The 24,850-nt window shown below is 28.6% G+C and carries 25 protein-coding genes and 2 riboswitches; of the genes, 23 read left to right on the top strand and 2 right to left on the bottom strand.

Annotation, left to right across the window (positions count from 1 at the left end; translation table 11 throughout):
• Positions 1-22 precede the first annotated feature (22 nt).
• Positions 23-1,258 carry an NAD(P)-dependent oxidoreductase gene (locus H8S20_RS14585; RefSeq protein ID WP_186860557.1) on the top strand — a complete coding sequence of 412 codons (1,236 nt, stop codon included), beginning with the start codon at positions 23-25 and terminating at the stop codon, positions 1,256-1,258.
• Positions 1,259-1,313: 55 nt separating this feature from the next.
• Positions 1,314-1,413, top strand: a riboswitch (purine riboswitch).
• Between the two features lie 307 nt (positions 1,414-1,720).
• Positions 1,721-2,296 (top strand): xanthine phosphoribosyltransferase, encoded by a 576-nt coding sequence (locus tag H8S20_RS14580; RefSeq protein WP_032119297.1) that lies wholly within the window; start codon positions 1,721-1,723, stop codon positions 2,294-2,296.
• 112 nt (positions 2,297-2,408) lie between these two features.
• Here the strand turns inward: H8S20_RS14580 and H8S20_RS14575 are convergent, their stop codons facing one another.
• Positions 2,409-2,648 carry a hypothetical protein gene (locus tag H8S20_RS14575; RefSeq protein ID WP_186860556.1) on the bottom strand — a complete coding sequence of 80 codons (240 nt, stop codon included), beginning with the start codon at positions 2,646-2,648 and terminating at the stop codon, positions 2,409-2,411.
• Positions 2,649-2,719: 71 nt separating this feature from the next.
• Entirely contained in the window at positions 2,720-3,709 is a 990-nt protein-coding gene (locus tag H8S20_RS14570) for a serine hydrolase (RefSeq protein WP_186860555.1), read from the bottom strand.
• Positions 3,710-3,954: 245 nt separating this feature from the next.
• On the opposite strand from H8S20_RS14570, the gene H8S20_RS14565 reads away from it, so the two are divergent.
• From H8S20_RS14565 to H8S20_RS14465, 21 genes are all read left to right on the top strand, one after another.
• Positions 3,955-4,632, top strand: a complete 678-nt coding sequence (locus H8S20_RS14565; RefSeq protein WP_186860554.1) for a response regulator transcription factor — start codon at positions 3,955-3,957, stop codon at positions 4,630-4,632.
• Complete coding sequence (locus tag H8S20_RS14560) at positions 4,607-6,112, top strand: sensor histidine kinase (RefSeq protein WP_186860553.1); 1,506 nt, start codon at positions 4,607-4,609, stop codon at positions 6,110-6,112. The genes H8S20_RS14565 and H8S20_RS14560 overlap by 26 nt, the downstream gene beginning before the upstream one ends.
• Positions 6,113-6,174: 62 nt before the next feature.
• Positions 6,175-6,819, top strand: a complete 645-nt coding sequence (locus H8S20_RS14555; protein ID WP_032119294.1) for an HAD family hydrolase — start codon at positions 6,175-6,177, stop codon at positions 6,817-6,819.
• 131 nt (positions 6,820-6,950) lie between these two features.
• The gene (locus tag H8S20_RS14550) at positions 6,951-9,140 is read left to right on the top strand and encodes a stage V sporulation protein D (protein ID WP_032119293.1); all 2,190 of its coding nucleotides are present in this window, start codon (positions 6,951-6,953) and stop codon (positions 9,138-9,140) included.
• A gap of 11 nt (positions 9,141-9,151) precedes the next feature.
• Positions 9,152-10,348 (top strand): putative lipid II flippase FtsW, encoded by a 1,197-nt coding sequence (gene ftsW / locus H8S20_RS14545; RefSeq protein WP_366456334.1) that lies wholly within the window; start codon positions 9,152-9,154, stop codon positions 10,346-10,348.
• Between the two features lie 163 nt (positions 10,349-10,511).
• A complete protein-coding gene (locus H8S20_RS14540) occupies positions 10,512-11,000 on the top strand; it encodes an RNA polymerase sigma factor (RefSeq protein WP_186860552.1) in 489 nt (162 codons plus the stop codon).
• Between the two features lie 2 nt (positions 11,001-11,002).
• On the top strand, positions 11,003-12,343 hold the full coding sequence (locus H8S20_RS14535) for a DUF4179 domain-containing protein (protein WP_186860551.1): 1,341 nt from the start codon (positions 11,003-11,005) through the stop codon (positions 12,341-12,343).
• A 135-nt stretch (positions 12,344-12,478) separates the two neighbouring features.
• A complete protein-coding gene (locus tag H8S20_RS14530; protein ID WP_186860550.1) occupies positions 12,479-13,381 on the top strand; it encodes a DUF5685 family protein in 903 nt (300 codons plus the stop codon).
• 1 nt (position 13,382) lies between these two features.
• Positions 13,383-14,003 carry a J domain-containing protein gene (locus H8S20_RS14525; RefSeq protein WP_186860549.1) on the top strand — a complete coding sequence of 207 codons (621 nt, stop codon included), beginning with the start codon at positions 13,383-13,385 and terminating at the stop codon, positions 14,001-14,003.
• Between the two features lie 91 nt (positions 14,004-14,094).
• Positions 14,095-14,637 carry a DUF2232 domain-containing protein gene (locus H8S20_RS14520; protein WP_032119288.1) on the top strand — a complete coding sequence of 181 codons (543 nt, stop codon included), beginning with the start codon at positions 14,095-14,097 and terminating at the stop codon, positions 14,635-14,637.
• Positions 14,638-14,723: 86 nt separating this feature from the next.
• The gene (locus H8S20_RS14515) at positions 14,724-15,572 is read left to right on the top strand and encodes a DegV family protein (protein WP_032119287.1); all 849 of its coding nucleotides are present in this window, start codon (positions 14,724-14,726) and stop codon (positions 15,570-15,572) included.
• A gap of 216 nt (positions 15,573-15,788) precedes the next feature.
• The gene (locus tag H8S20_RS14510) at positions 15,789-16,076 is read left to right on the top strand and encodes a DUF503 domain-containing protein (RefSeq protein WP_186860548.1); all 288 of its coding nucleotides are present in this window, start codon (positions 15,789-15,791) and stop codon (positions 16,074-16,076) included.
• 91 nt (positions 16,077-16,167) lie between these two features.
• Positions 16,168-16,400: riboswitch (SAM riboswitch) on the top strand.
• 214 nt (positions 16,401-16,614) lie between these two features.
• Positions 16,615-17,577, top strand: a complete 963-nt coding sequence (locus H8S20_RS14505; protein ID WP_032119285.1) for a methionine ABC transporter ATP-binding protein — start codon at positions 16,615-16,617, stop codon at positions 17,575-17,577.
• A gap of 13 nt (positions 17,578-17,590) precedes the next feature.
• Positions 17,591-18,226 carry a methionine ABC transporter permease gene (locus H8S20_RS14500; RefSeq protein WP_032119524.1) on the top strand — a complete coding sequence of 212 codons (636 nt, stop codon included), beginning with the start codon at positions 17,591-17,593 and terminating at the stop codon, positions 18,224-18,226.
• Between the two features lie 38 nt (positions 18,227-18,264).
• Positions 18,265-19,083 carry a MetQ/NlpA family ABC transporter substrate-binding protein gene (locus tag H8S20_RS14495; protein ID WP_032119284.1) on the top strand — a complete coding sequence of 273 codons (819 nt, stop codon included), beginning with the start codon at positions 18,265-18,267 and terminating at the stop codon, positions 19,081-19,083.
• A gap of 193 nt (positions 19,084-19,276) precedes the next feature.
• The gene (locus tag H8S20_RS14490; RefSeq protein ID WP_032119283.1) at positions 19,277-19,966 is read left to right on the top strand and encodes an N-acetylmuramoyl-L-alanine amidase family protein; all 690 of its coding nucleotides are present in this window, start codon (positions 19,277-19,279) and stop codon (positions 19,964-19,966) included.
• Between the two features lie 243 nt (positions 19,967-20,209).
• The gene (locus H8S20_RS14485) at positions 20,210-21,169 is read left to right on the top strand and encodes a YkvA family protein (protein WP_186860547.1); all 960 of its coding nucleotides are present in this window, start codon (positions 20,210-20,212) and stop codon (positions 21,167-21,169) included.
• 20 nt (positions 21,170-21,189) lie between these two features.
• A complete protein-coding gene (locus tag H8S20_RS14480; protein WP_032119281.1) occupies positions 21,190-21,807 on the top strand; it encodes a ribonuclease H1 domain-containing protein in 618 nt (205 codons plus the stop codon).
• A gap of 73 nt (positions 21,808-21,880) precedes the next feature.
• Positions 21,881-22,045, top strand: a complete 165-nt coding sequence (locus H8S20_RS14475) for a YtxH domain-containing protein (RefSeq protein WP_186860546.1) — start codon at positions 21,881-21,883, stop codon at positions 22,043-22,045.
• 154 nt (positions 22,046-22,199) lie between these two features.
• On the top strand, positions 22,200-23,501 hold the full coding sequence (locus H8S20_RS14470) for a helix-turn-helix domain-containing protein (protein ID WP_032119280.1): 1,302 nt from the start codon (positions 22,200-22,202) through the stop codon (positions 23,499-23,501).
• 16 nt (positions 23,502-23,517) lie between these two features.
• Positions 23,518-24,777 carry a helix-turn-helix domain-containing protein gene (locus tag H8S20_RS14465; protein WP_186860545.1) on the top strand — a complete coding sequence of 420 codons (1,260 nt, stop codon included), beginning with the start codon at positions 23,518-23,520 and terminating at the stop codon, positions 24,775-24,777.
• Positions 24,778-24,850: the final 73 nt, after the last annotated feature.

Here is a 24,850-nt window from a genome sequence, read left to right as displayed (position 1 = left end):
TAGAAACATAGGAGGAGAAAGTTTGAGTAATCACGTATTAGAAGAAGCAAGAAAGTGTTTAGGGTGCAAGAAACCAAGATGTAAAGCTGCATGCCCAGTTAGTACAGAAATACCTGAAGTAATAAGTTTATTTTTAAATGGTGAAATTGAGGAAGCAGGTGAGAAGTTATTTAATAATAATCCATTATCTGTAATATGTTCTCTTGTATGTCCTCATGAGAAGCAATGTGAAGGTAATTGTGTTTTAAATGCTAAAAAGAATCCTGTCCACTTTGGCGATGTAGAAAATTATATATCTAATTTTTATATACATAAGGCTTTTAGTAAATCAAAAATAGATAAGGATAAAAGAGTTGCTATTATAGGATCAGGACCAGCAGGTATAACAATATCAATTTTATTAGCTCAAAAAGGTTACAATGTAACAATATTTGAGGCTCATGATAAAATTGGAGGAGTTTTAAGATATGGAATACCTGAATTTAGATTATCTAGGGATATATTAGATAATATAAAAGAAAAGCTTGTAGAAATAGGGGTTAAAATACGTCCTAATACAATGATAGGCCCTTATATAACTATAGATGATTTGTTTAGAGATGGATATAAGGCTATTTTTATAGGAACAGGAGTATGGAATCCGAGAACCTTGAATGTTAAGGGGGAGACTCTTGGACATGTTCATTATGGTATAGATTATTTGAAAAACCCAGATGTCTATGACTTAGGTGATAGAGTTACTGTAGTAGGAGCTGGAAACGCAGCTATGGATGTTGCTAGAACAGCTATAAGAAAAGGAGCAAAAGAAGTATATGTAATGTATAGAAAAGGTGAAATAGATGCTCCAGCAGAAAAATTAGAAGTAGAATATGCAAAGCTTGATGGAGTAAAGTTCCTTTATTATAAAAATCCTTTAGAGATATTAGAAGATGGAATTAGATATGAAGAAACTAAGGAAGTTTTTGATGCAGAAGGAAATAGAACCGTAACTATAGATAAGGGAAAAGAAGGCGTATTTAATACTGACTCAGTCATAATTGCAGTAAGCCAAGGACCAAGAAGTAATATAGTTTCAACAACAAAAGGTATAAATACTTTATCTTCAGGATTAGTGCACGTAGATGAATGTGGAAGAACATCTAGAGAGGGTGTTTTTGCTAGTGGAGATGTAGTTACAGGAGCGAAGACTGTAGTAGAGGCAGTGAGGTTATCTAAGAAAGTTGCAGAAGCTATTGATGAATATATTAATTCAATTTAATTGTCTTTTAGAAAATTAAATAAATACATATATTTTTTGTTAAATATATGTTATAATTCGTTTATAATATAAAGCTCGTATAAATTCGGAAATTGGTCCGAAAGTTTCTACCTGCTGACCGTAATTGGCAGACTACGAGGGACGTTATTTTATTGTATAAATTTCTATTTATTAAGAGATTTGCGATTTAAATTAACCACCTCAAGTTTTTTTGAGGTGGTTTTTATTATTTTATTAAAGTGTACAGAGATGTCTGTTTTTAGTTGTTTAATAGATATATAGAAATTTATTTTTAAATATTTAAGAGCATTATAGTTACGTTTATATAAACAGTAATATTGAATTTATATGAGAGATAGTAGTTATAAGTATTTCTTCAGTAATATTAATTATAGAGCGTAAGTAGCCTTAGTATTTAAATAGTATTAACTGAAGAAAAATTAGAAATGGAAGGTGTTTATTATGGAAAAATTACGTAAAAAGATATTAGAAGAAGGACAAGCGTTAAGCGAAAATGTTCTTAAAGTTGATTCGTTTTTAAATCATGGGGTTGATCCAGAGCTTATGTATGAAATAGGAACATACTTTAAAGATTATTTTATGCAGAAAAATGTAACGAAGATATTTACAATAGAGAGTTCAGGAATTGCTCCTACAGTTATGACAGCATTACAAATGGGAATACCAATGGTAACTTTAAAGAAGCAAAGTTCAAAAATATTAAATGGAGAAGTATATCAGACATTAGTACATTCTTTTACAAAAGGTAGTAATTATGAATTAACGCTTTCCAAAAAATATATAAATGAAGATGATAATATACTTATTATAGATGATTTTTTAGCAAATGGGGAAGCTGCATTAGGAGCTGCAAGATTAGTTGAGATGGCAGGTGCAAAGGTTGCAGGGATTGGAATAGTTATTGAAAAGTCTTTCCAACCAGGAAGAGATATGCTAAATGAAAAGGGGTATGATGTATACTCTTTAGCTAGAGTAGCTAAGTTAGGTAAAGATCTTATTAAATTTGTAGAAGAATAAAGATATAAATAAAAAGAAATCTCAGAACTTTACTAGTGTACTAGTTAGATTTGAGATTTCTTTTTTATTTAAAGGCAAACTGCGTATAGTTAAAATTAATTTTAAAAGATTATTATTTTGATTTACTAGTTGAAGGTTTTGTTTTAGAATTTCCTTTATTTATAAGTGTAGAAATAGCAAATCCCACAAAGGTAGTTATTAAAGGAAGTACCATCCAAAACATATTATCTGTTAAAATAAACAATATGAAGGCTGCAAGTACACCTATAGCAAGTCCTGATACAATTCCATATGATAATATTTTTTCTGCTTTTTCATTATGTTTAGATAGCTTCTTTTTCTTTTTACTCATAAATGCTCGCTCCTTTTATTACATAATATACCATAATTAAATTATAATACATTATAATTTCTTTTAAAATATTAATAAGCTAAATTATTATATTGATAGATTGCATTTGATATGTTAGCAATTTTTTCTTCAGCATCTTCAATATCATGAGTATACAAAATGATTATGTAAGGGCTATTATTAAAAACAATGCCAACATCATGTATATAAGTATCATAAGTACCAATTTTATGAGCTACTATATCTGAATCTATGTATTTAGTTAGTCTATCGTTATATTCCGAATGAGTTAATACTGATAGCATATGGCTGAAATTTGGATAATAACTAAATTCATAAATATACTTTAATATTTTACATTCTATTTCAGGAGTAATAATATTTTCTTCTGGTGGAAAATCTATTTTAAGTAAATTATATAAATTTTTACGTACCGCTTCATGACCACCAAGATAACGGCCAACCATATTTGTCGCAATGTTGTCAGAATATATAATTGATAAATCTAGTAAGTCTTGAATTTTATAAGATCCAATATAATATTCATCTTGTAAAATACCAGTTCCTTCTTCATAATCTTCAGGTAAATATTCTATATATTGATCTAAATCCAATTTACCAATTGAATTTAAATAATAAGCATAGAGATTTAGACCTACCTTATATGTACTTGCAGCTATAAACTTTTTATCTTCATTTATGTTAATAGTATTATTATTTTCAAAATTATAATAAATTAATCCAATATTATCTAAATCATCGGCTAAATATATTTTTATTCTATCTTCTAGAGAATAATTATTATCATAAAGCATGTCTAATCTTTCTGTATAAGATAAAGAGGCATAATCTGAAGTTGTTAGGGATAATGTTGGACTACTATCATAGTTAGATCGAGTATTAGTAATAATTTTAGTGTCTATATTATCATTAAGTAAAACACTTTCATCAGGTATATTTTCTTTTGAGATGAAAGTTTTATAAATATAAAATGATGATAATAAAAGTATTGTTAATAATATTAATAAGGGAATAGTTTTTATTCTATATTTCTTATTCAAGCTAGTCATCCTTCCTAAGTTGTGTGTAATATGTATTTTAATTTATTAATGTAGATAAAGAATGAACTATGCTATAAGAATTTATGAATAAAAATGAAAATTTGTATTAATTAATTTCAGGAAAAATTCAGATTAGGATGGTAGACTAGTATTATTACTTAGTATGAAATTTTGATGAATTTATTTTTACATAAGTATCATATGATAGAATATTAACTATGTAAAAAGTTTTGTGGAGGAAAGTTATGAATAGCAGAATTTTAGTAGTAGAAGATGATAGTCAAATACAAGAATTAATAGTGGAGTTTTTATCATCACAAGACTATATTGTAGATATAGCATCAGATGGAATTGAGGGATATGAAAAGTTTAAGAGTAGAAATTACGATTTAGTTATATTAGATGTAATGATGCCAAAGCTTGATGGTTATGGGCTTTGTAAGATGATAAAAAGATTAGATGAAAATGTTTCTATAATTTTTTTAACTGCTTTGGGCGATGAGGAAAGTGAAGTAAGAGGCTTTGAACTCAAAGCTGATGATTATATATCTAAACCTTTTTCATTTAATGTACTAATAAAAAGGGTAGAAGCAGTATTAAGAAGACATAAAAAAGAAAAGGAAGAAAGCGATATTTTAGAGTTTGAAAAGTTAAGATTGGAATTGCAAACTTTTAAAGCTTATGTTAATGAAGAGGAAATCGAACTTACTTTAAAAGAGTTTAATATATTAGCATTAATGATCAATAGCTACCCTATTGTAGTTTCAAGAGAAATGCTAATAGAAAAAATATGGGGATATGATTATTTTGGCGATACAAGAGTTATAGATGCTCATATGAAGAACATAAGAAAGAAAATACAAAAAGATTATATAAAAACTATAAAGGGTGTAGGATATGTTCTTGAAAAACAAGTGGAATAACCTAAGCATAAAGAAGAAGAATTTTATATGGAGTGTTCTTATTATAATTATTTCTTTTACATTGTTATACGGTGGAATATATCTATTTATGCCTAAAGTATATGAGAGCTATAAATTAAATAAGATATATCGTAGTATAGATGATTTAAAAACTACATTAGAAGAAACTGATGGATTAGATTTATCAGAGACTTTAGATAAATTTTCTTATGAAAATAATTTAGATTTAATTGTAGTAAAAAAAGATAAAGATAACAAGATAGTATCTGTTGTTTACAGTTCTTTTAGGGAATGGTTAAATGATCCTGGAAAGATACCATTTCTAAAAGAGGAAGAAATACCGCCTCATCTTTTAAAACGTATAAGATTAAACTTAGAAGAAGTAAATGAAGCTGTGTATAAGCCAATAAATAAAAGAGGAAGCTTGAATATTGAAGATGATATAAGTATAAAAGGCCTTAAAGGAAGGTATTCTCTAATAGTTCATGTTGCAGTAAGTCCAATTGATGAAGCAGCTACAATAGTGGCGCTATTCTTTCCTTTTGCAATAATTGCTATAGTACTTATTGCGATTACTATTTCAACATTTTACTCTATACAAATTAGTAAACCTTTGATCAAAATAAACTATGTAGCTAAGAAAATGGCAGAGCTTAACTTTGACAATGTAATAGAGATTAAAGGTGATGATGAAATAGGTCAACTTTCAAAGAGTTTAAATTTAATGAATGAAAATCTAAAGAATTCATTTAGGGAGCTTGAGAGAGTTAATTCGAAGTTAACTGAAGAGATAGAACTTGAGAGAAAGATAGAAAAGCAAAGAAGAGAATTTATTGCAACTATATCTCATGAACTTAAATCACCTATTACTATTATTAGCGGACAAATAGAGGGAATGATTTATAAAATTGGAAGATATAAAGATAGGGATAAATATCTTAAAGAGTCTTATGATGTAGTACAAAAGATGAGAGAACTTGTACAAGAACTACTAGATATGAGCAAGAGAGAAGATCAAAAACTAAAATGCGTGTTTACTGATATAAACCTTTCTATGTTAATTGAAGATATATTAAGTGATTTATATTATTTTTGTGAAGATAAAAATATAGTTGTAGAAAAATATATTGAAGCGAATGTGCATATTCAAGGAGATAATAATTTATTGACAAGAGCAATAACGAATATAATAAAAAATAGTATTATACACTCACCTAAAGAGGAGAAAGTAAATATAAAATTAACTAATGAAGAATTAATAGTAGAAAATACTGGAGTTAACATACCAGAAAGTGAAATTGAAAATATTTTTGAGGCATTCTATAGAGTTGATAAATCTAGAAATAGAAAAACAGGAGGTACAGGGCTAGGGTTATATATTGTTAAAACTATATTAGATCAACATAAAAATATAAGCTATAAAATATATAATAAAGATAACTCAGTTGTCTTTATTATAAAATTTGATAAAAATGATTAGGTGTCTTTGTGATATAATAATTTTAAAATGATATAAGATTATATTTTAAGGATGGTATTATAATGATTAATAGTATTATATTTGATTTAGATGGAACATTATTAAATACAATAGAAGATTTGGCAAATGCTTGTAATTATGCTTTAACTACTTTAGGGTATAAAACACATGAGGTAGAAAAATATAAGACGTTTGTTGGAAATGGAAGATACAAACTTGTAGAAAGAATGCTACCAGAAGATAATCGAAGTGTTGAAAATATAGAAAAGGCATTAGAGTTATTTGATAGTTACTATGAAAAGCATATGATAGATATGACAAAACCATATGATGGAATTATGGAAATGCTAGATTGTTTAATAAGTAAAAGTATTAATATTGCAGTAGTATCTAATAAACCACATGAATTTACAACCGAAGTAGTTAAAAATTACTTCGGTGATAGATTTGAAGTTGTATATGGACATAAAAAAAATACTAAAGAAAAGCCAGACCCTTGGGCAGTACTTGAAGTGATAGATGAGTTTAAGGTAAATAAAGATGAGTGTCTTTATGTTGGTGACTCTGAAATTGATATAAATACTGCTAAAAATGCAGGGGTTAAATCTGTTGGAGTTGAGTGGGGATTTAGAGGAAAAGGTGAACTTGAAAGTGCGGGAGCAAATTATATAGTGAACAAGCCAGAACAAATACTAGAGATACTGTAAAAAGTATCTCTTCTTTTATGTTTAGGTATTTATATTTTTACTAAAAAGCAATATAATATAAGATAGTTAAATAAAGTGATAGTTGGCAGTTTAATTATGCTTATGGAAGATATTGAATGGAGAGTTAGAAGATGAAGACAGTTAAGGAAAGAAAGAAAAAAAGAGTTGTGAAAAGCAATGCAATGAATAGACTAGCGGGTATTGGAACTTTAATATGTTTAATTTTCTTACTTTTAGTTATGAGGTTAGGCTACATAGTATTTGTTAAGGGAAATGAGTATAAGGACAAAGCAGATACTCAATGGAATCAAGAAATACAAGTTACGGCAAAGAGGGGAAACATACTGGATAGAAATGGTAAGTATATAGCTGCATCTGCAACAGTTTATAGAGTTGACTTTGATATAAATGCTCTTTTAACTGAAGCTGAAGAAGAAGAAATAGATGTTAAAGAAATAGCTCAAAAGCTGGCTAGTACATTAGATATGACTCAAGAAGAAGTTTTATCAATAATTGAAAGTGGAGAACCTTATCCTAACTTAATAAGAGGTATTGAGCAAAGTAAAGCGGATGAAGTCAAAGCTCTTAATATATATGGAGTTACAGTTAGTAATGATGTAAAAAGATATTATCCTAATGGACATTATCTTGCACAAGCTTTAGGAAGTGTAAATACTGATGGACAAGGGTTAACAGGAATTGAGTTAGAATATAACCATTATCTTGCAGGTGTTCCAGGGTTGAAAATTGAAGGTGTAGATAGTAATCAAAATACGATGCCTTTTGTACCTTACAAATTTACACCTGCTATTGATGGTAAAGATGTAGTACTTACTATAGATGAAAATATTCAGTATTTTGCTGAGAAAATAGCTCAAAAAGGATTGGACGAGAATAAAGCTAAAGGAGCTTCTGTTCTTGTTATGAATCCTAATACAGGAGAAATTTTAGCGATGGCTAGTAAGCCAGATTATGATCCTAATGAGCCTTTGGAGGGCTATGAGTCTTTTGAGGGAGCGGATGATAATGAGAAAATACAATCAATGTGGAGAAATAATATTGTAAGTAATGCTTATGAACCAGGATCTACATTTAAGGTTATAACTATGATAGCTGCAATGGAAGAAGGCGTAGTTTCAGAAAATGATACTTTCAATTGTACTGGGAGTGTAAATTTTGGGGGAACAGTTGTACATTGTTGGAATTTAAATGGACATGGTGTACAAACTCTGCCTGAAATATTAAAGAATTCTTGTAACCCAGGATTTATGGCGTTAGGAGAAAAACTAGGGAAAGTTAAATTGAATGAATATATAAAGAAATTAGGTTTTGGTAAGGAGACTGGAATAGATCTACCTGGAGAAGCAGTTGGTATAGTGAAAAGTACAGATGAGATATCTGAAATAGATTTAGGGACAATAGCTTTTGGACAAACAAACTCTGTAACTACTATGCAACTTATGACTGCATTTAATGCTATAGCTAATGGTGGCGACTTAATTCAACCGCATATGGTAAAAGAAATATCACATACTGATAAAAATGGAAATACAATAGTAGATGAAATTATTGAGCCTACAATAAAGAAGGGGCTTTTATCAAAAGATAAAACAGCTATACTTAGAGGATATCTTGAGAGAACAGCAACTCAAGATGGGGAACCGGGTTCGTTTGTACAAGGATATGATATTGGGGCTAAAAGTGGAACGGCAGAAAAGTATGACCCAGAAATAGGTGGATATTCAACCACTAAATATATTGCTTCAATGGTAGCTTTAGCGCCAGTTGAAAATCCTGAAATTACTGTATTTATATCTGTGGATGAACCTAGCACAGGAAAATACTATGGTGGTCAGGTTGCAGCTCCATTAGTAAAAGAACTATTCAAAATGATTTTTGATTATATAGAATCTCCTCTTGCTAATAATGAATATAGCTTAGCTAGAGATATAATAGTTCCAGATGTAAGAGGAATGAATAAAGTAGAAGCTGAAAAAGTTTTAGAAGAAAATGGATTAAAGGTTAAGATAAATGGTAAGGGAGATAGTATAGTATCTATGGATCCTTATCCAGGAACAACAATTAAAGAAGGGGCAGAAGTTGAAGTTTCAACAAGGGGTAGTAGTATAGAGAAAAAAGTTGTAGTTCCAGATTTAAAGGGAAAAACAGTAGAAAATGCTAAGGCTTTATTAGAAAATTTAGGTTTAACATGTACTTTTGAAGGGGAAGGCTATGTGTATTATCAAAGTACACCTAAAGGTACTGTAGTAGATAAGGGTTCTTCAGTAAAGTTAACTCTTAAAAAAGAATCTGAGTATTAAGGGGTGTAGTGGTGAGTAATGTAGAGTTAAAAAAAAGAATTAAATATAATAAGAATAAAAAAAAGAAAAAAAAGAAGACTAAAATAAGTATTGATAGAGATAATGGAGTATATGTAGCTGTAATATTACTTGTTTTAATAGGGTTATTACTAGTATTTACTTCAAGCTCTTATTATGCATTATATGAGCAAGGTGATTTATACTTCTTTATAAAGAAACAAGCTATGTGGGCTATTATAGGTCTTGGATTTATGAGTCTTTTTGCTAGGGTAGACTATCATTTTCTAAGAAAGTTTACGTGGCCTTTAGCTGGAGGTACATTAGGATTACTTGTATTAGTTTTAGCTATAGGTAAAGAAATAAATGGTGCTAAAAGATGGATTGAGGTTGGAGGATTATCAATACAACCTTCTGAAATAGCCAAATATGCAGTGGTATTTATATTGGCTCATGTTATAGTAAAAATGGGTAAAGAAATTAAAACTATAAAAAATGGAATTTTTTTACCACTATCAATTGGAGCAATATTTGCCGTATTAGTATTAGCTGAGAAAAATTTAAGTATTACTGTAGTTATAGCAATGGTTACATATTTTATGATAATGGTAGCTGGAGCAAATATTAGAGTTTTATTAGGTTTAATACCTGTTGGTTTTTTAGGAGGGCTTGTATTAATTATAATTGAGCCGTATAGATTAGAAAGATTAACGACTTATTTAAATCCGTGGGCAGATCAATCAGATTCTGGTTATCAATTAGTTCATTCACTTATGGCTATAGGATCAGGTGGAGTAACTGGACAGGGATTAGGTAATTCAATGCAAAAGGCATTATATATGCCTGAGCCTCATAATGACTTTATATTTGCAATACTTGCAGAAGAATTTGGACTATTAGGATGTATATTTGTAATAGGTTTATTTGTATTTTTAATTATTTCAGCTATAAAGGTAGCGATGCAAGCCAAAGATATTTATGGTAGATTACTTGCGGTAGGTATAACTTTAGTTATAGCAATTCAAGCTATTATAAATATTTCTGTTGTAACTGGTTCGATACCAGTTACAGGAGTTCCGCTTCCCTTTATAAGTACAGGAGGTACTTCCTTATTAATCAACTTAGTAGCTATGGGAGTTCTTTTGAATATAGCTAAGCAAGGTAAGAAAAATAGAATAGACGGTGAAGATAACTTGAGAGTTATAAGATAGAGTGAAAAATGATTGATTAAAGAGTGAAATCTTTAATCAATCATTTTTTATATAAAAATAAAAAATTTCCTAGGAAATTAAACAAAAGTATATTTAAAATCGTCTAGATAGTGAATTAGTAAATAAGCTTATAAGGTTAATTCAAAATAGGAGGATAAAATAGATGCTTAAACTTAGGGGGAAGACTCTAGAGATAAAATTTGAAGAGTGTGTAACGTGCAATAAGGAGAAGTTTTATAGGTTAGCCTATACATATGTTAAGAACTCTCATGATGCAATGGATATACTTCAAGAAAGTATATTAAAAGGATACTCTAATTTATCGAAAGTTAAAGATATTAGAGCTCTAGATAAATGGATGAGCAGAATTATCGTAAATACTGCTTTGGATTTTCTAAGAAAGAGTTCAAAAGAAACTGTTATAGATAAAGAAAGCATAATAGTTGATAAAGTAGCCACAACTGCAGATGAAAATTTAAGTTATGCTATTGATGCATTAGATCCAGGACTTAAGACGATTATAATTTTGAAGTATTTTCATGGATATACAATAAATGAAGTGGCTGATATATTAGAAATTTCAGTTTCTACAGTGAAAAATAGAATGCATAAGGCGTTAAGTTTACTTAGAGTAGATATAAAGGAGGTTTAGTTATGGGTAAAAAATATTTTGAAGATGAAAAATTAGAATATGAAAATATAGATATACCAGAAGAGTTAGATTTTATGATTAATAAGACACTAAAAGAAGGACGAGCAAAAAGAAAAAGAAGAATGATATATAAATGCACCAGTGGGATAGTGGCATCCTTTTTAACATTTGTATTATTAGTTAACATCTTTCCAAAAGTAGCTTATGCAGCTAGCCTTATACCTGGGCTTGATAAACTTGTAGAACTAATAACTTTTGATAAAGGTTTTACTAATGCAGTAGATAAAGGATTAACTAAAGAAATGAGTTATATAGAAGAGAAAGATGGAGTTAAGTTAATAGTTAATGGATTAGCTGGAGATTATAAAAGGTTATGGATAAGCTATGATTTAATAGGCTCAGACAACTATATAGTTGAGGCAAAATTTATTAATAAAAATACAGGAGAAGAAATACCTAGTATGATTAGTTTTAGTGGTTATAATGGGGAAGAAACTGAAAGTGCGTATTTAGAAATAGGATTTACTGAATATATTGAAGAGTTTGATTTAGAATTAAAGGTAGGAAAGAAAGAATTCAAAAATTCTGAAGCGAAAGTAGGGGAAGTTTTATCTGAAAATGAATATGAAAGTAGCTTTTTTGAAAGAGAAAATATTGATTATATAACAACTTTTAATGTTCCAATAAAATTAGAAAAAGAGATATTTGGAAATGTACTAAAAGAGATTGAAATATCTGATAATATAATAGAAACAGAAGCTGGAGATATTGTAATAGATAAGATAGAAACATCTAAAACTAGAATTGTTATGAAGTTTAATTTAGAAAGTGAAATATATGATTTTATGAGTTTTAAAAATCCAACATTAGTAGATAATAAAGGGAATAAATATGTAAGTTCCTCTTCTTTTATATCAGGTGATGATCTTGGAAATAAGTATTTAGAGTTTGAAGGGGAATTAGATGATGGGATTAAAACATTAAAATTCACTTGTGATGGTGTATATTATGCAAATAAAAATGATAGAAATATTAAGGTTAATTTAGAAAGAGAATATATTGAAAAGAATAATTACAATATTGAATTTATTTCGTATAGAAATAATATTCTAATCTTAAAAGCTAAGGATATCGAAGGATTAACTTTCGAAGGCGTATTTGATGAAGCTGGAGAATTAATAATTTCATCAGATGGAACCTCTCTTACTAGTGACAATGGTGAAAATTATGAGCTTAAATCATATATTAAGATTGAAAATGATAATTTAGATGAAATAGAGCTGAAGATATTTTGGATACTCAAAGATTTAACAAATCCAGTAGATAGCTATCTAATTAAATAATTTTAGAAATAGGTTATGCAATAAACTTATGCATAACCTATTTTTGTGAATTTTACCTGATAAAAGTATAAATTTTATTTGATGGATTAACATAATAAGTTATAATACTAATATAAATATTTAGGGAGTGATTTTTTGTTTGGATATGTAACTCCACTTAAACCAGAGATGAAAATAAGGGAGTATGAAACTTTTAGAGCATATTACTGCGGTGTATGCATGCACATTAAGGATAACTTTGGGAATGTACCAAGAATGACTTTGAATTATGATATGACTTTTTTAGCAATACTTCTAGATGCCCTTCATAGTGAAGGCCCGAAATTTGAGATGAAAAGATGTATAGCACATCCACATAATAAAAAGCCTATGGCTATAAAGGGAGAAGCACTTTCTTATGCTGCAGCTATGAATGTTAGTTTAATTTATTATAAGCTAATAGATGATATAAATGATGATAAAAGTTTAAAGAGTAAAATGGGAGCAATGGTACTATCTCCATATAAAAAGAAATTTAATAGAAATGTTACAAAGGTAAATGATATAATAGAAGAAAATTTAAATAAATTATCTTTATTAGAAAAAGAGAAAAATTTCAACTCTATAGATGAAATATGTGATCCTTTTAGCTTAATAGTGGCGAATATATTAGAGCTTTATCCAGAAGAAATAGATAATGATTCTGAGGTGTTAAGAAGTAATCTATATAACTTAGGATATGCTATAGGAAAATGGATTTATGTAATAGATGCTTTAGATGATTTAGAAGAAGATATTAATAATAATAAGTTTAATCCTATAAATTACTTATATAATAAAGAAAATAAAAGTTATAAGGAATTTATTGAAGAAATAAAACCAAGAATAGAATTCACAATATTAAATTGTGGTTATAACTGTAAAGAAGCTTTAGATATGTTGCCATTAAAAAGAAATAAAGAAATATTAGAAAATATAATTAGTCTTGGTATGATGGATAAGTATACTAGGATAGTTCAAAATTGTAATTGTAAAAGTAGTAAGAAAAGAGGTATTTAAAATGAATCCATATGAGGTACTAGGGGTAAAGCAAGGTGCATCCCAAGAAGAAATTAAAGCTGCTTACAGAAAGTTAGTTAAGCAATATCATCCTGATCAATATGGAGATAATCCACTTAAGGATTTAGCACAAGAAAAATTAACAGAAGTAAATAAAGCTTATGATATGTTAAAAAATGGTGGAGGAAACTCTGGAGGTACTTATAGTTCCAACTATAGTAGTAATTCAAACTCAAGTTATAATAGCGGATATAGCAATAATGTAGCTGGCTACGCTGAAATAAGAAGACTTATTCAAATGAGAAATAATATAGAAGCAGAAAGAAGATTAAATGCTATGTCAAATAGAGATGCTGAATGGCATTTCTTATATGGAGCAGTTCAATTAAATAAAGGATGGTTTGATTCAGCCCTTAGCAATATTGAGAGAGCATGTCAAATGGATCCTAATAATTTTGAATATAGACAAAGTTTAAATCAGTTGAAGATGAGAGCAGGAGGATATGCTAATCCATATAGAACTGCTCAAGGTGGAGTTGATGCATGTACTTGTTGCAATAATCTTATATGTGCAGATTGTTGTTGTGAGATGATGGGCGGAGACTTAATAGGTTGTTGTTAATTAGCAAAGTAAGTTTCTTACTTAGAATTTAAATAAGTGAATTAAAGTAGGTAAGGAAAAAATATTTTTAGTTAATGAAAGGAGGTATTAAATGAAATCTAAAGAAATAACATTAGGTGGGATAATGGTTGCATTAACAAGTATTATTCTATATTCAACTTCATTAATACCTATAAATACACTAACTATATTAACTATAGCATCAGCAATAATACCAATATGTATTATAAGAAGTGATATTAAAACTGCTATTTTTGTATATATAGCATCAGCTTTAATAGCCTTATTTATTGTACCAATCAATATAAGTATACTTTATGCTGTTTTTTTTGGAATATATGGTATTATTAAGTTTTTCTCAGAAAGAAGTAGGAGTAAGTTAGAAGTATTATATAAAATAGGCTTTTTTAATATAGCATTTATAATAGGATTTATTCTTTTTCAAAATGTATTGGGGATAAATGTGATAAAAGGTGTTGAAGAAATTCTTTCGAGATTTATAAGCAGTGATACAAAGATGATTACTTTTGTTTTATTTTTAATAATAGCAAACTTAGTGTTCTTAGTATTTGATTATGCATTAACACTTATAATAAGTTTTTATATGGATAGAATTCACAAAAAAAGCAGATAAGAATAGGAATTGTAAAAAAATTAATATGGTTAATTCAAATTTTGTATGATATATTTATGATATCGTTTTAACTAGGGGGAAGTAATTTGCAAAAGATAGCAGTAATAACTGATAGTGGATGTGACTTAAGTCAGGAGACTATTAAAGAGAATAACATACAAGTACTACCATTTAGAATAATCTATAGTGATAGAGAATACTTAGATAAAGTGACAATAAGCGAAGAACAAGTATATGAAGATTTATCTAATGGAATTATACCAACCACTTCGCTACCAGATTTACAATACACTGAGAATATTATCCGGAAATTAAAAGACGAAGGATATACTCATGTTGTAGTAGTTAGTGTATCAAGCAACTTATCAGGAACTTTTAATAGTATACAGCTTCTTTGTGAAGAGCATCCAGAGTTAATGTATTATTTTTTTGATACAAAAACTTTAGGTTTCCCAGTTGGCGCTATTGCTTTAGAAGTATCTAAGCTTATAAAAGAAAAGGCGTCTTTTGAAGAAATAATAGACAAGCTGCCTAATATAAAGAAAAGTATAAGTGGATATGTTACCTTTAATACATTAGAATTTTTGAAAAAAGGCGGAAGGATAGGTAGAGTAGCAGGAACTGTTGGAGAGATGCTGCATTTAAAACCGATTATATCATCAGATGATGAAGGACATCTTTATCCTTTTTGCAAAGTAAGAGGTAGAAAAAAATCTATATCAAAGCTAAAGGAGATACTTAATTCTTATTTAGAAGGTGGAAAATGTAGAGTTTGGGTATTAAATGGGGCAGCATTAGAAGAAGCGAGAGCTTTTTTTGAAGAAATTAAAAATAAACATAATATTAGTGAAATTTCCTTTGAAACTATAGGTTCAGCTATGGGAGTACATACTGGTCCAGGAGCAATTGGATTATGCATAAAAAAAGAATATTAATACATATGATATTTTAAAAGTCATATTAATTATACATAGATAAAAAGCGGGAAACTAAAAACTTCTCGCTTTTTTAATTTTATCTGTTAGGGTTGAGGATATACTGTTAGAAAAGAATACACTATAAAATTTAGAATATTAATTAGAGAAAAGGTTATATGCATATTTCAAAAGGGAAAACTGAAGGTAGTAGAAAAATAATTATGAGGTGATAATTTGAAGGTTTTAGTGTTGAAAATTAAGTTGAGAGCATCTTGGGTACATTCATTAAAGGAGAAGAGAATGATACTTTTAAGTATAAGTAAGAGATTAAGAAATAAATACAATGTATCAGTGGGAGAAATTGGAGAACAAGATACCCATAAAATTATAGAAATTGGAATATCACAAGTAGCAAGCTCTAAGGATGTGCTACATGCATCAAAGGAAGATATAATCACGTTTATAGAAGAAAATTGCGAAGCGGAAATAATAGATATCGAAGAAGAAATTATAGAGTTTTAAAAAATATTATTAAAATTTATAGAAAAATATTGACATAAAGGAAAATAAAGTATATATTTATAACATCAACTAAATTAAAACTTAATATTTTTTCTTATCAAGAGTGGTGGAGGGACTGGCCCTGTGAAACCCAGCAACCTGTTACTAGTTAATAGTTAATAGAGAAAAGTTAAGAGTTATTGATGAAACTTGTAAGAGAGTTTTATACAATTTAAGCTAAGAAATTTCTAGGAAATTTCAGCATTAACTCTTAGTTTTTAACTCTTAATTCTTAACTGTATTCGTGGTGCTAATTCCAGCAGCTTTAGAGCTGATAGATGAGAGGGTAAATTAATAGTGATTTGTTTCGCACTTGAGTTTATTCTCAAGTGCTTTTTTTTATTTTTTAGAAGACTATATTTATTTAAATCTGTGATTTAGTAAAAGGAGTTTCATAAGTGAAAATCTAAATTTTTAATTTGGATACTTGAAGTTACACAGAGTATACTCATTCGACCATAAGAGAAGGAGTTTGATTATAAAAAAGGGGTGAAAATTAATGATAAAAATAAGGGATATAGAAAAAAGTTTTGGAGAAGTAAAAGTTCTTAAGGGAATAACTTTAAGTATTAATGAAGGTGAAATTTATGGTCTTATAGGTCATAGTGGAGCTGGAAAATCTACTTTGTTAAGATGCATAAACGGATTAGAAGATTATAATGAAGGTTCAGTAATTGTAATGGGGAGAGAGGTTAAATGTCTTAAAGAGAAGGAAAAACGAGAGTTTAGAAAAGATTTAGGAATGATATTTCAAGGCTTTAACCTTCTTAAGAGAAAAACAGTATTTGAAAATATTTCATTACCTTTAGAAGTTTGGGGATATAAAAAGGATTTTATAAAAAATAGAGTGGACGAGCTACTAGAACTTGTTGGACTTACGGACAAAGCTAAGAATAAGCCGAATGAGTTAAGTGGTGGGCAAAAGCAAAGGGTTGCAATAGCAAGAGCATTAGCTTTAGAACCTAAGATTCTTTTATGTGATGAAGCAACATCAGCATTAGATCCTAAAACTACTAAAGATATCTTATCTCTTTTAAGTGATATTAATAAGAAATTAGGTATTACCATCGTGGTTGTTACACATCAAATGGAGGTTATTAAGCAAATATGTCAAAAGGTAGCTCTGATTGATGGTGGGGTATTAGTGGCTGAAGGTAAATCAGAGGAAATATTCTTAAGACCAGGAGTTTCATTAAAGAAGTTCTTAGGAGATGAGGATGATGATACATTATCTCATGAAGGTGTAAATATAAAATTATTCTTTCCAAGTAAATCTTCAGAAAATGCGCTTATAACAAAGATGGCAAGAGAACTTAATATAGATTTCTCAATAGTTGGAGGGAAACTTGAAAAGTTTAGAGATGAAGTATTGGGAACATTAACTATAAATATTGATAATAAAGATAGAGAAGCTGTTATGAGTTATTTATCAAATAAAGATATTATATTGGAGGTGCTATAGTATGGATGCGAAAATGATAAATATAATAATAAAAGAATTAGGAGCCACAGTATATATGGTGTTTTTCTCAACATTATTTGCAACTATTCTAGGATTTGTTTTTGGAATAATAGCAACTGTTACTTCACCAAGTGGATTAAAGCCTAACAGAATAGTGTATAAAATTCTTGATGCTATAATTAATGTGCTAAGAAGCTTTCCTTTTATTATTTTAATAGTTTTTATAATACCGTTGACAAGAGCTATAGTAGGGAAGTCTATAGGTAATACAGCTGCGATAGTTCCTTTAACGATAGCAGCAGCACCGTTTGTAGCAAGAATAATTGAATCTTCATTAAAGGAAGTAGATCCAGGAGTAATTGAGGCAGCTAAATCTTTTGGAGCATCAGATGGTCAAATTATATTTAAAGTAATGCTTAAGGAGGCTGTTCCAAGTATTATTTCAGGGCTAACGCTAACAATTATTAGCGTTATTGGATATTCAGCAATGGCTGGAAGTGTTGGAGCAGGTGGACTTGGAAAGGTTGCAATAACATACGGATATCAGGGATTCCGAACAGACTATATGGTAACAACAGTAATTATTTTGATAATAATAGTTCAAAGCTTGCAAAGCTTAGGAAATTATTTATATAAAAAATTAAATTAGAAATAAGTAAAACTAAAAAAATAAGGGGGCAATTAAATATGAAAAGAAAATCAATTTTATCATTAGTATTAACAGGGGCATTAGCAGTATCACTTATAGGTTGTGGGGGAAGCAATTCATCATCAAGTGATGATAAAACTATAAGGATTGGAGTATCTCCAGTTCCGCATAAAGAGATTGTTGAACAAGCTGTAGAAGAGCTAGAAGGAAAAGGGTATACAGTTGAAATAGTTGAATTTGATGACTATGTATTACCTAATACATCTGTTGAAGAAGGAGATCTTGATGCAAATTATTTTCAACATATTGCATATTTAAATACATTTAATGAAGAAAAAGGAACACATCTTACTTATACTGCAGAAATTCATTTAGAGCCAATGGGGGTGTTTTCTAATAAATATAAGTCTGTAGAAGAGATTGAAGACGGTGCAACAGTAGCTGTTCCAGATGATTCTAGTAATGAAACAAGAGCTTTGAAAGTTCTAGAAGCTGCAGGCCTTATAGAGTTAGCAGAGGGAGATATATTAAAGATTACTGATATAACATCTAATCCTAAGAATTTACAATTTAGTGAGCTAACAGCAGCAAGTTTACCAAGAGTGTTAGAAGAAGTAGATATAGCTGTAATAAATGGAAACTATGCTTTAGAAGCAGGATTAGATGTAAATGGAAATGCATTTTATGCAGAAGATAAGGATAAGGATGCATTAAAGGAAAGAAGAAATGTATTAGCTGTTAAAGAAGGTACTGAGGATACTCAAAAAATAAAAGATTTGACAGAAGCACTTACTTCTGATAAAGTAAGAGATTTTATAAATGAAAAATATAAAGGTGCAGTTGTTCCAGTATTTTAATCAAGGAATAATTAATAGTTAGAAATAAAAATTACATTTAAAACTTAAGAAGAAGTTTTAAGAATATTATTTGAAGCCGGCAGTTTTGCTGGCTTTATTCATTTATTATTAATTTAACTATTAATTAATCACAAAGGCATCTTAGAGTTAATATATTAAATATATAGCATTGTTTCAAAGGAGATATGACAACATGGCTGTTTGGATTTTAGATGCAAGTCATGGTGGAAATGACACAGGTATTATTGGAAGAACGCTTGGTAGAAAAGAATCAGATATAGTATTAGAAGCAGTATTAGAAGCTAAAAAACACTTAGAGAGAAATGGCGAAAAAGTAATACTGACTAGGGAAGATGATACTTATTTATCCTTAGAAGAACGTTTAAGCATAGCTGATAAAAATAATGGAAGGTTTTTTGTAAGTTTTCATATGAATTCTCATATAGATACAAGTACAAAAGGAGTTCAGGTGTTTTATAGTAAAGATAACTATGATAATAAGAGGCTAGCAAAGCTTATAAGTGAAGAAATACTATGTGATTTAGGAACAGATGAAAAAGGAGTGTTGAAAGATGAGAGCAAAAAATATGATAACGTTTCTATTATGTCAGTTATAGTTTATGGAGAGTACTTAAGTAATGCTGAGGTAGAGGAGAAATTTGATAGCAAAAGTTATGGGCGTATGGTGGCAAAAGCATGTTTGGCAATTGTAGATAAGGTGTTATTACTTACTCCAGTTACTGAGCCAAAAGAGACACAGCAAAGAGCTTGGAGAGTATGTATTGGATATTATAAAGATTACAATGAAGCTATTGATGTAATGGTAGATATGCACAAAAGAGGGTTTAAGAGAGCGCATGTAGTACCTTATAATGGAAAGTGATTCTTGTTATATAAATAGAATGAGATATGAAAATTAATACAAAAAGGTCTTTAGAAGATTAGAAAATATTTTCTAGGCTAAAGACCTTTTTTATTTTTTTAGGGAGTTACATTTTTAAACTTATGTACAACTTTATCAAAGAATAAAGACAAGCTTTAAAAATAGAAGTAAATGAAGTATACTTTAAAGTAAGATTTTAATTGTTTGAAAAATAGATTGAATTTAGGGGAGAGGGCTAAAATAATGAATATAACAAATGTAGCTGTTGGATTAACAGGAGAAGACCTTTTAAGCATATTAAATGATTTCGTATCAGTTGAAGGATTAACTGTAAATAGTATAGAAATATCTGATTGTATACTTATAAAAGGTAATTTTAAAAAAGGATTATCTATTGATTTTGAATGCGGATTAAGAGTTAATTCAGCAGATAATGATATGATTCAAGGGGAAATATGCAAATTTAAGGTGTTAAATATAGGAATAGCATCATTCTTTAGAAAAATAGCATTAAAGTATGTATTAAAGTCTTTTGCTGATAAAGGAATAACTTATAATGAAGGTAAGGTTAATATTCAATATAAATATATATTAAAGGATGTTCCTTATATAGATTTTGCGATAAATGACTTAAGATTATTAGATGATAAGTTAGTTGTTGGAGTTAATAATGTTTCTATTTCCTTAGGGGGAGAGCTTAAAAAGGAAGTTAAGCTATTCAAGGAAGAGGAAAATGAAGAGGAATTAAGAGAAGCTGAGGAAAGAGGTAAGACTGAAGATATATATACAGTTGGAAGAGAAAAATTATCAGAAAAGCTTCCTGAAAAAGTTAAGAAGTATTCTGATTATATTTTTGTAATACCTGATATAGCAGCTTTATTAACAAGATTGTTAAAGGATAATAGAGTATCACTTAAGACGAAGTTAATAATATCTGGATCTATAGCTTATATAGTTGTACCTACAGATATAATTCCAGATAAGATACCGTTTATAGGTAAAATAGATGAATTAGCAGTTGCATTTTTTGCTTTAAATAGAATTGTAAAAGATGTTCCCTTGCATATAATTTTAGAAAATTGGCAAGGTAAAAATGATATAATATTAGTAATAAAAAATTTAATAGAATATATAACAAACTTTACAGCAGCTCAAAATGTTGAAACTTTATATGAGTTTGTTGAAGAAGTTTTATCTGTTTAGTAATGAAAGGAAGATAAAGTTTGAAATATTACGCGGTTTATAGAGGAAAATCAGGAGCGCCTAAAATTTTTAATTCTTGGGATGAATGTAAAAAGGAAGTTATAGGGTTTAAAGGTGCTATCTACAAAAGTTTTACTTCAGAAAAAGAAGCTATAGATTTTATTGCATTGAATGCAGAAGTAAAATCTGTAAGCACAGTTAAAAAAGATGAGAATTGCAATGAAGGATTATGTATATATGTAGATGGAAGCTTTATGATAGAAAAAGGAAATTATTCATTTGGACTAGTTGCAGTAGAGGATGGAGAGGTTATACACAAAGATAATGGTAAAGGCTTTGATGAGGAGGCTATTGCACTTAGAAATGTTTCGGGAGAAGTACTTGGAGCACAAAAAGCTGTAGAATTTGCTTTAGATAAAGGTTACAAAGAAGTTACTATAGCTTATGATTATCAAGGCGTTGAATCTTGGGCGATAGGTACATGGAAGAGAAATAATAGAATAACTCAAGATTATAATAAGTTTATGCAAGAAAAAATGAATTTTATTGATATAAAATTTAAAAAAATTAAAGGGCATAGTGGTGATAAGTACAATGATATGGCAGATATGCTTGCAAAGGAAGCTTTAAGTAAATAAATTTTAACACGTTTAGAATAACAAAAAATACACATAATAATATTAATAAAGTTATTAAGAGAGGTGTATTAATATGTTTAAGAGATTTGCAACCGGAATTGTAGTAGGAGCAGCTGCTGCTATTGTTATTTTACCACAGCTTGATAGAAAGACTCAAAGAGCTGTAAGAAGAACTGGAAAGAAAATGTGTTGTATGGTAGGGGATGCATATGATAATGTATTACATTATATAAAATAGTATAAAAACTGTTATGAATATTTTTCATAACAGTTTTCTTATAAGTGGAATAAAATATATACTTTTTTGAATAAAATTATGATATAATTAAAAATAATTAAAGATTTTTTTGAAAATTACAATAAATTGTAAAAAGAAGAGGGAAGAGTAGAATATGGAGATTCTTTCATTAGGAGAAAAGATAAAAAGGAAAAGAAAAGAATTAAATATGACGCTAAAAGATTTGGCGGCAAATAGAATTACTCCAGGTCAAATAAGTTTAGTAGAGTCAGGAAGGTCCAATCCATCTATGGATTTATTAGAGTATTTAGCAGAGAATCTTCAAACTTCTGTTGAGTATCTTATGGAGTCAGAAGAAAGTCAAGCAGAGAAAATTTGTGTTTTTTATGAAGGAACTGCAGAATCATATGTATTAAGTGGAGATTTTGTAAGTGCAGAAAAATACATTGAAAATGCGTTATATTATGCTGAAAAATTTGGATTAGAATATAGAAAAGCAAAGAATTTATATATTAGAGCTAATGTGGCTATGAAAAATGGAGAGTTAGCTCTAGCTCAACAAATATATCTTTCGGCAAATGTTATATTTATAAAAAATAATAAATATGAGGAAGTAACTAATACATTCCTTAATTTAGGGAAGATTACTCTAAAGTTAAAGGCATATCATTCTGCAACTAGTTATTTAAGACAAGCTGAAAAAGTTTATTTAGATAATGAAATAGGAAATGATTTATTGCTAGGAGAGATATATTATCAAATGGCAGAAGCATATTTTAAAATAGATAACATATCAAAAGCTATGAATTATTCATTCCTTGCAAAAGAAAAATTTGAGCAGGTATATGATGAGGAGGGATATGCCAAAACACTTCTTGGTATATCAGAAAAATATAGCGAAAATGGTGATTTATCAAATGCTATAAAGTATTCTAAGAAAGCATTGGAGGTATATAGAGAACTTAATAAAGGTAATCATATAGCGCACATTGAAAATAATTTAGGTAAATTGTTTTATGAATTTGAAAACTTTGAAGAATCATTTAAGCATTTAGAAAGAGCTAAAGAGTTAAGAATGAGAAATAGAGATCAAAGAGTAGTTGAGACATTATTTAATATATGCGAAAACTATATAAAGCTTAAGAATATGGAAAAATGTGAAATTACTCTTAAGGAAATTAATCGTGTAATAGATGAAAATGTTATTGAAAATGTTATTGAATATAATCTTTTATGGTACAGGGTATATACTATAAAAGAGATGTATAAAGAGGCGGAAAATATACTTATAGATACATTCAATTTAGCTAAAGCAAATGGATTGTCAAAGAAGGCTGCACAAGTTGCTATTATGATAGGGAAATTCTATATTGATTGGAAAAAAGATAGTGAAGCAGCTAAATATTTAGATCAAGGTGTAAATATATTGAAAGAGCTAGGCGTTTTGAATAATTAATTTACTGGGGGTAGCAATGGAAATATTATCAACAGGAGACAAGATAAGAAGAGCAAGAATATACGAAGGCATAACTTTAAAAGAGTTATGTGGAGATAAAATATCAATTTCTAAAATGAGTTGTATTGAAAATGGAAAGATTAAAGCTGATGAAAATACACTGAGATACATTGCAGAAAAGTTAAAAGTAAATTATGACTACTTAGTTCAAGATATAAGGGGACAAATAGAAGAAAATATAAAAGTAATTGATAAAGGTAACTTACCTAAAGAAGAATTATATGATTTAATTAAATATATACTTGATTATTCGGTGAAGTATGAGTATTATGACTTAGCTTTTATAATTATACATAAATTATTTTTACTATTTAAAAATAATAATAACTTAGAATTTATGCAATTAATAATATCTCAATACTATGAAATATATATAAAAAATGAAATAAGAGAAAATACACTGATTTATTATAAGGATATGGCTACATTTTTTATGACAATAAAAGAATATTATGAGGCTATAAATTATTATGATAAAATACTTGAAATGTTAAAAGAAGATAATCTTTCAGATAGTGATGACTATATACGTGCATCTTTTAATCAAGGTATTTGTTATATGGAAATTGGTGAAATAGAAAAATCTTATTCGTTAGTTGGAAATATTATTAATAAGATAGAATACATAGAAGACATAATTTTAAAGGGGCTTATTTATCATATTTTTGCATGTCTTAGTATATTATCATATAGCATTAATACAGAGAAATATATTAAACTTTCTTATGAATACTTAGAAAGTGATAGAAGTTATTTATCTAAGATTAAGTCAAGGATAGGTAGATATTATTATCAAGTTGGAAATGCTGAAAATGGGAAACAAGAGACATTAGATGCAATGAAAATATCCTGTGAAGGTGAAAGTAATGAATACATAGATGTTTTAATAGATTGTGTTGAAACTTTCTATACTTATAAGGAATATGAAATAGCAGATGAAATGATAGATAAAGCCTTAAATCTGTCTATTTGCTCCGAGGATACAAGTTTAATTGAGAGAGCATATTATTTAAAAGGTATGATTTTACAAAGACAAGGATTATATAGGCAGGCAGAAACATATATGAATATTTCTACTGATTACTTTTTAAAGTCTGCTAATGATGAAGATACATATAAAAGATATACTGAAATGGCAGAGCTATATTATAATATAGGAGAGCCTAGAGAAGCTATAAAATATTTTACTTTAGCAATGAATTTGGAGAAAAATTAATATTAAAATAAGGGCTACTCAGTTGAATAGCCCTTTATTATGTCAAAAAAATATTATTCAATTAAAATTAGTG

Source organism: Clostridium hominis (assembly GCF_014287825.1).
GTDB lineage: Bacteria > Bacillota > Clostridia > Clostridiales > Clostridiaceae > Clostridium > Clostridium hominis.
The sequence above is the reverse complement of the archived record's forward strand: the minus strand, read 5'-3'. Positions and strand labels throughout refer to the sequence as shown.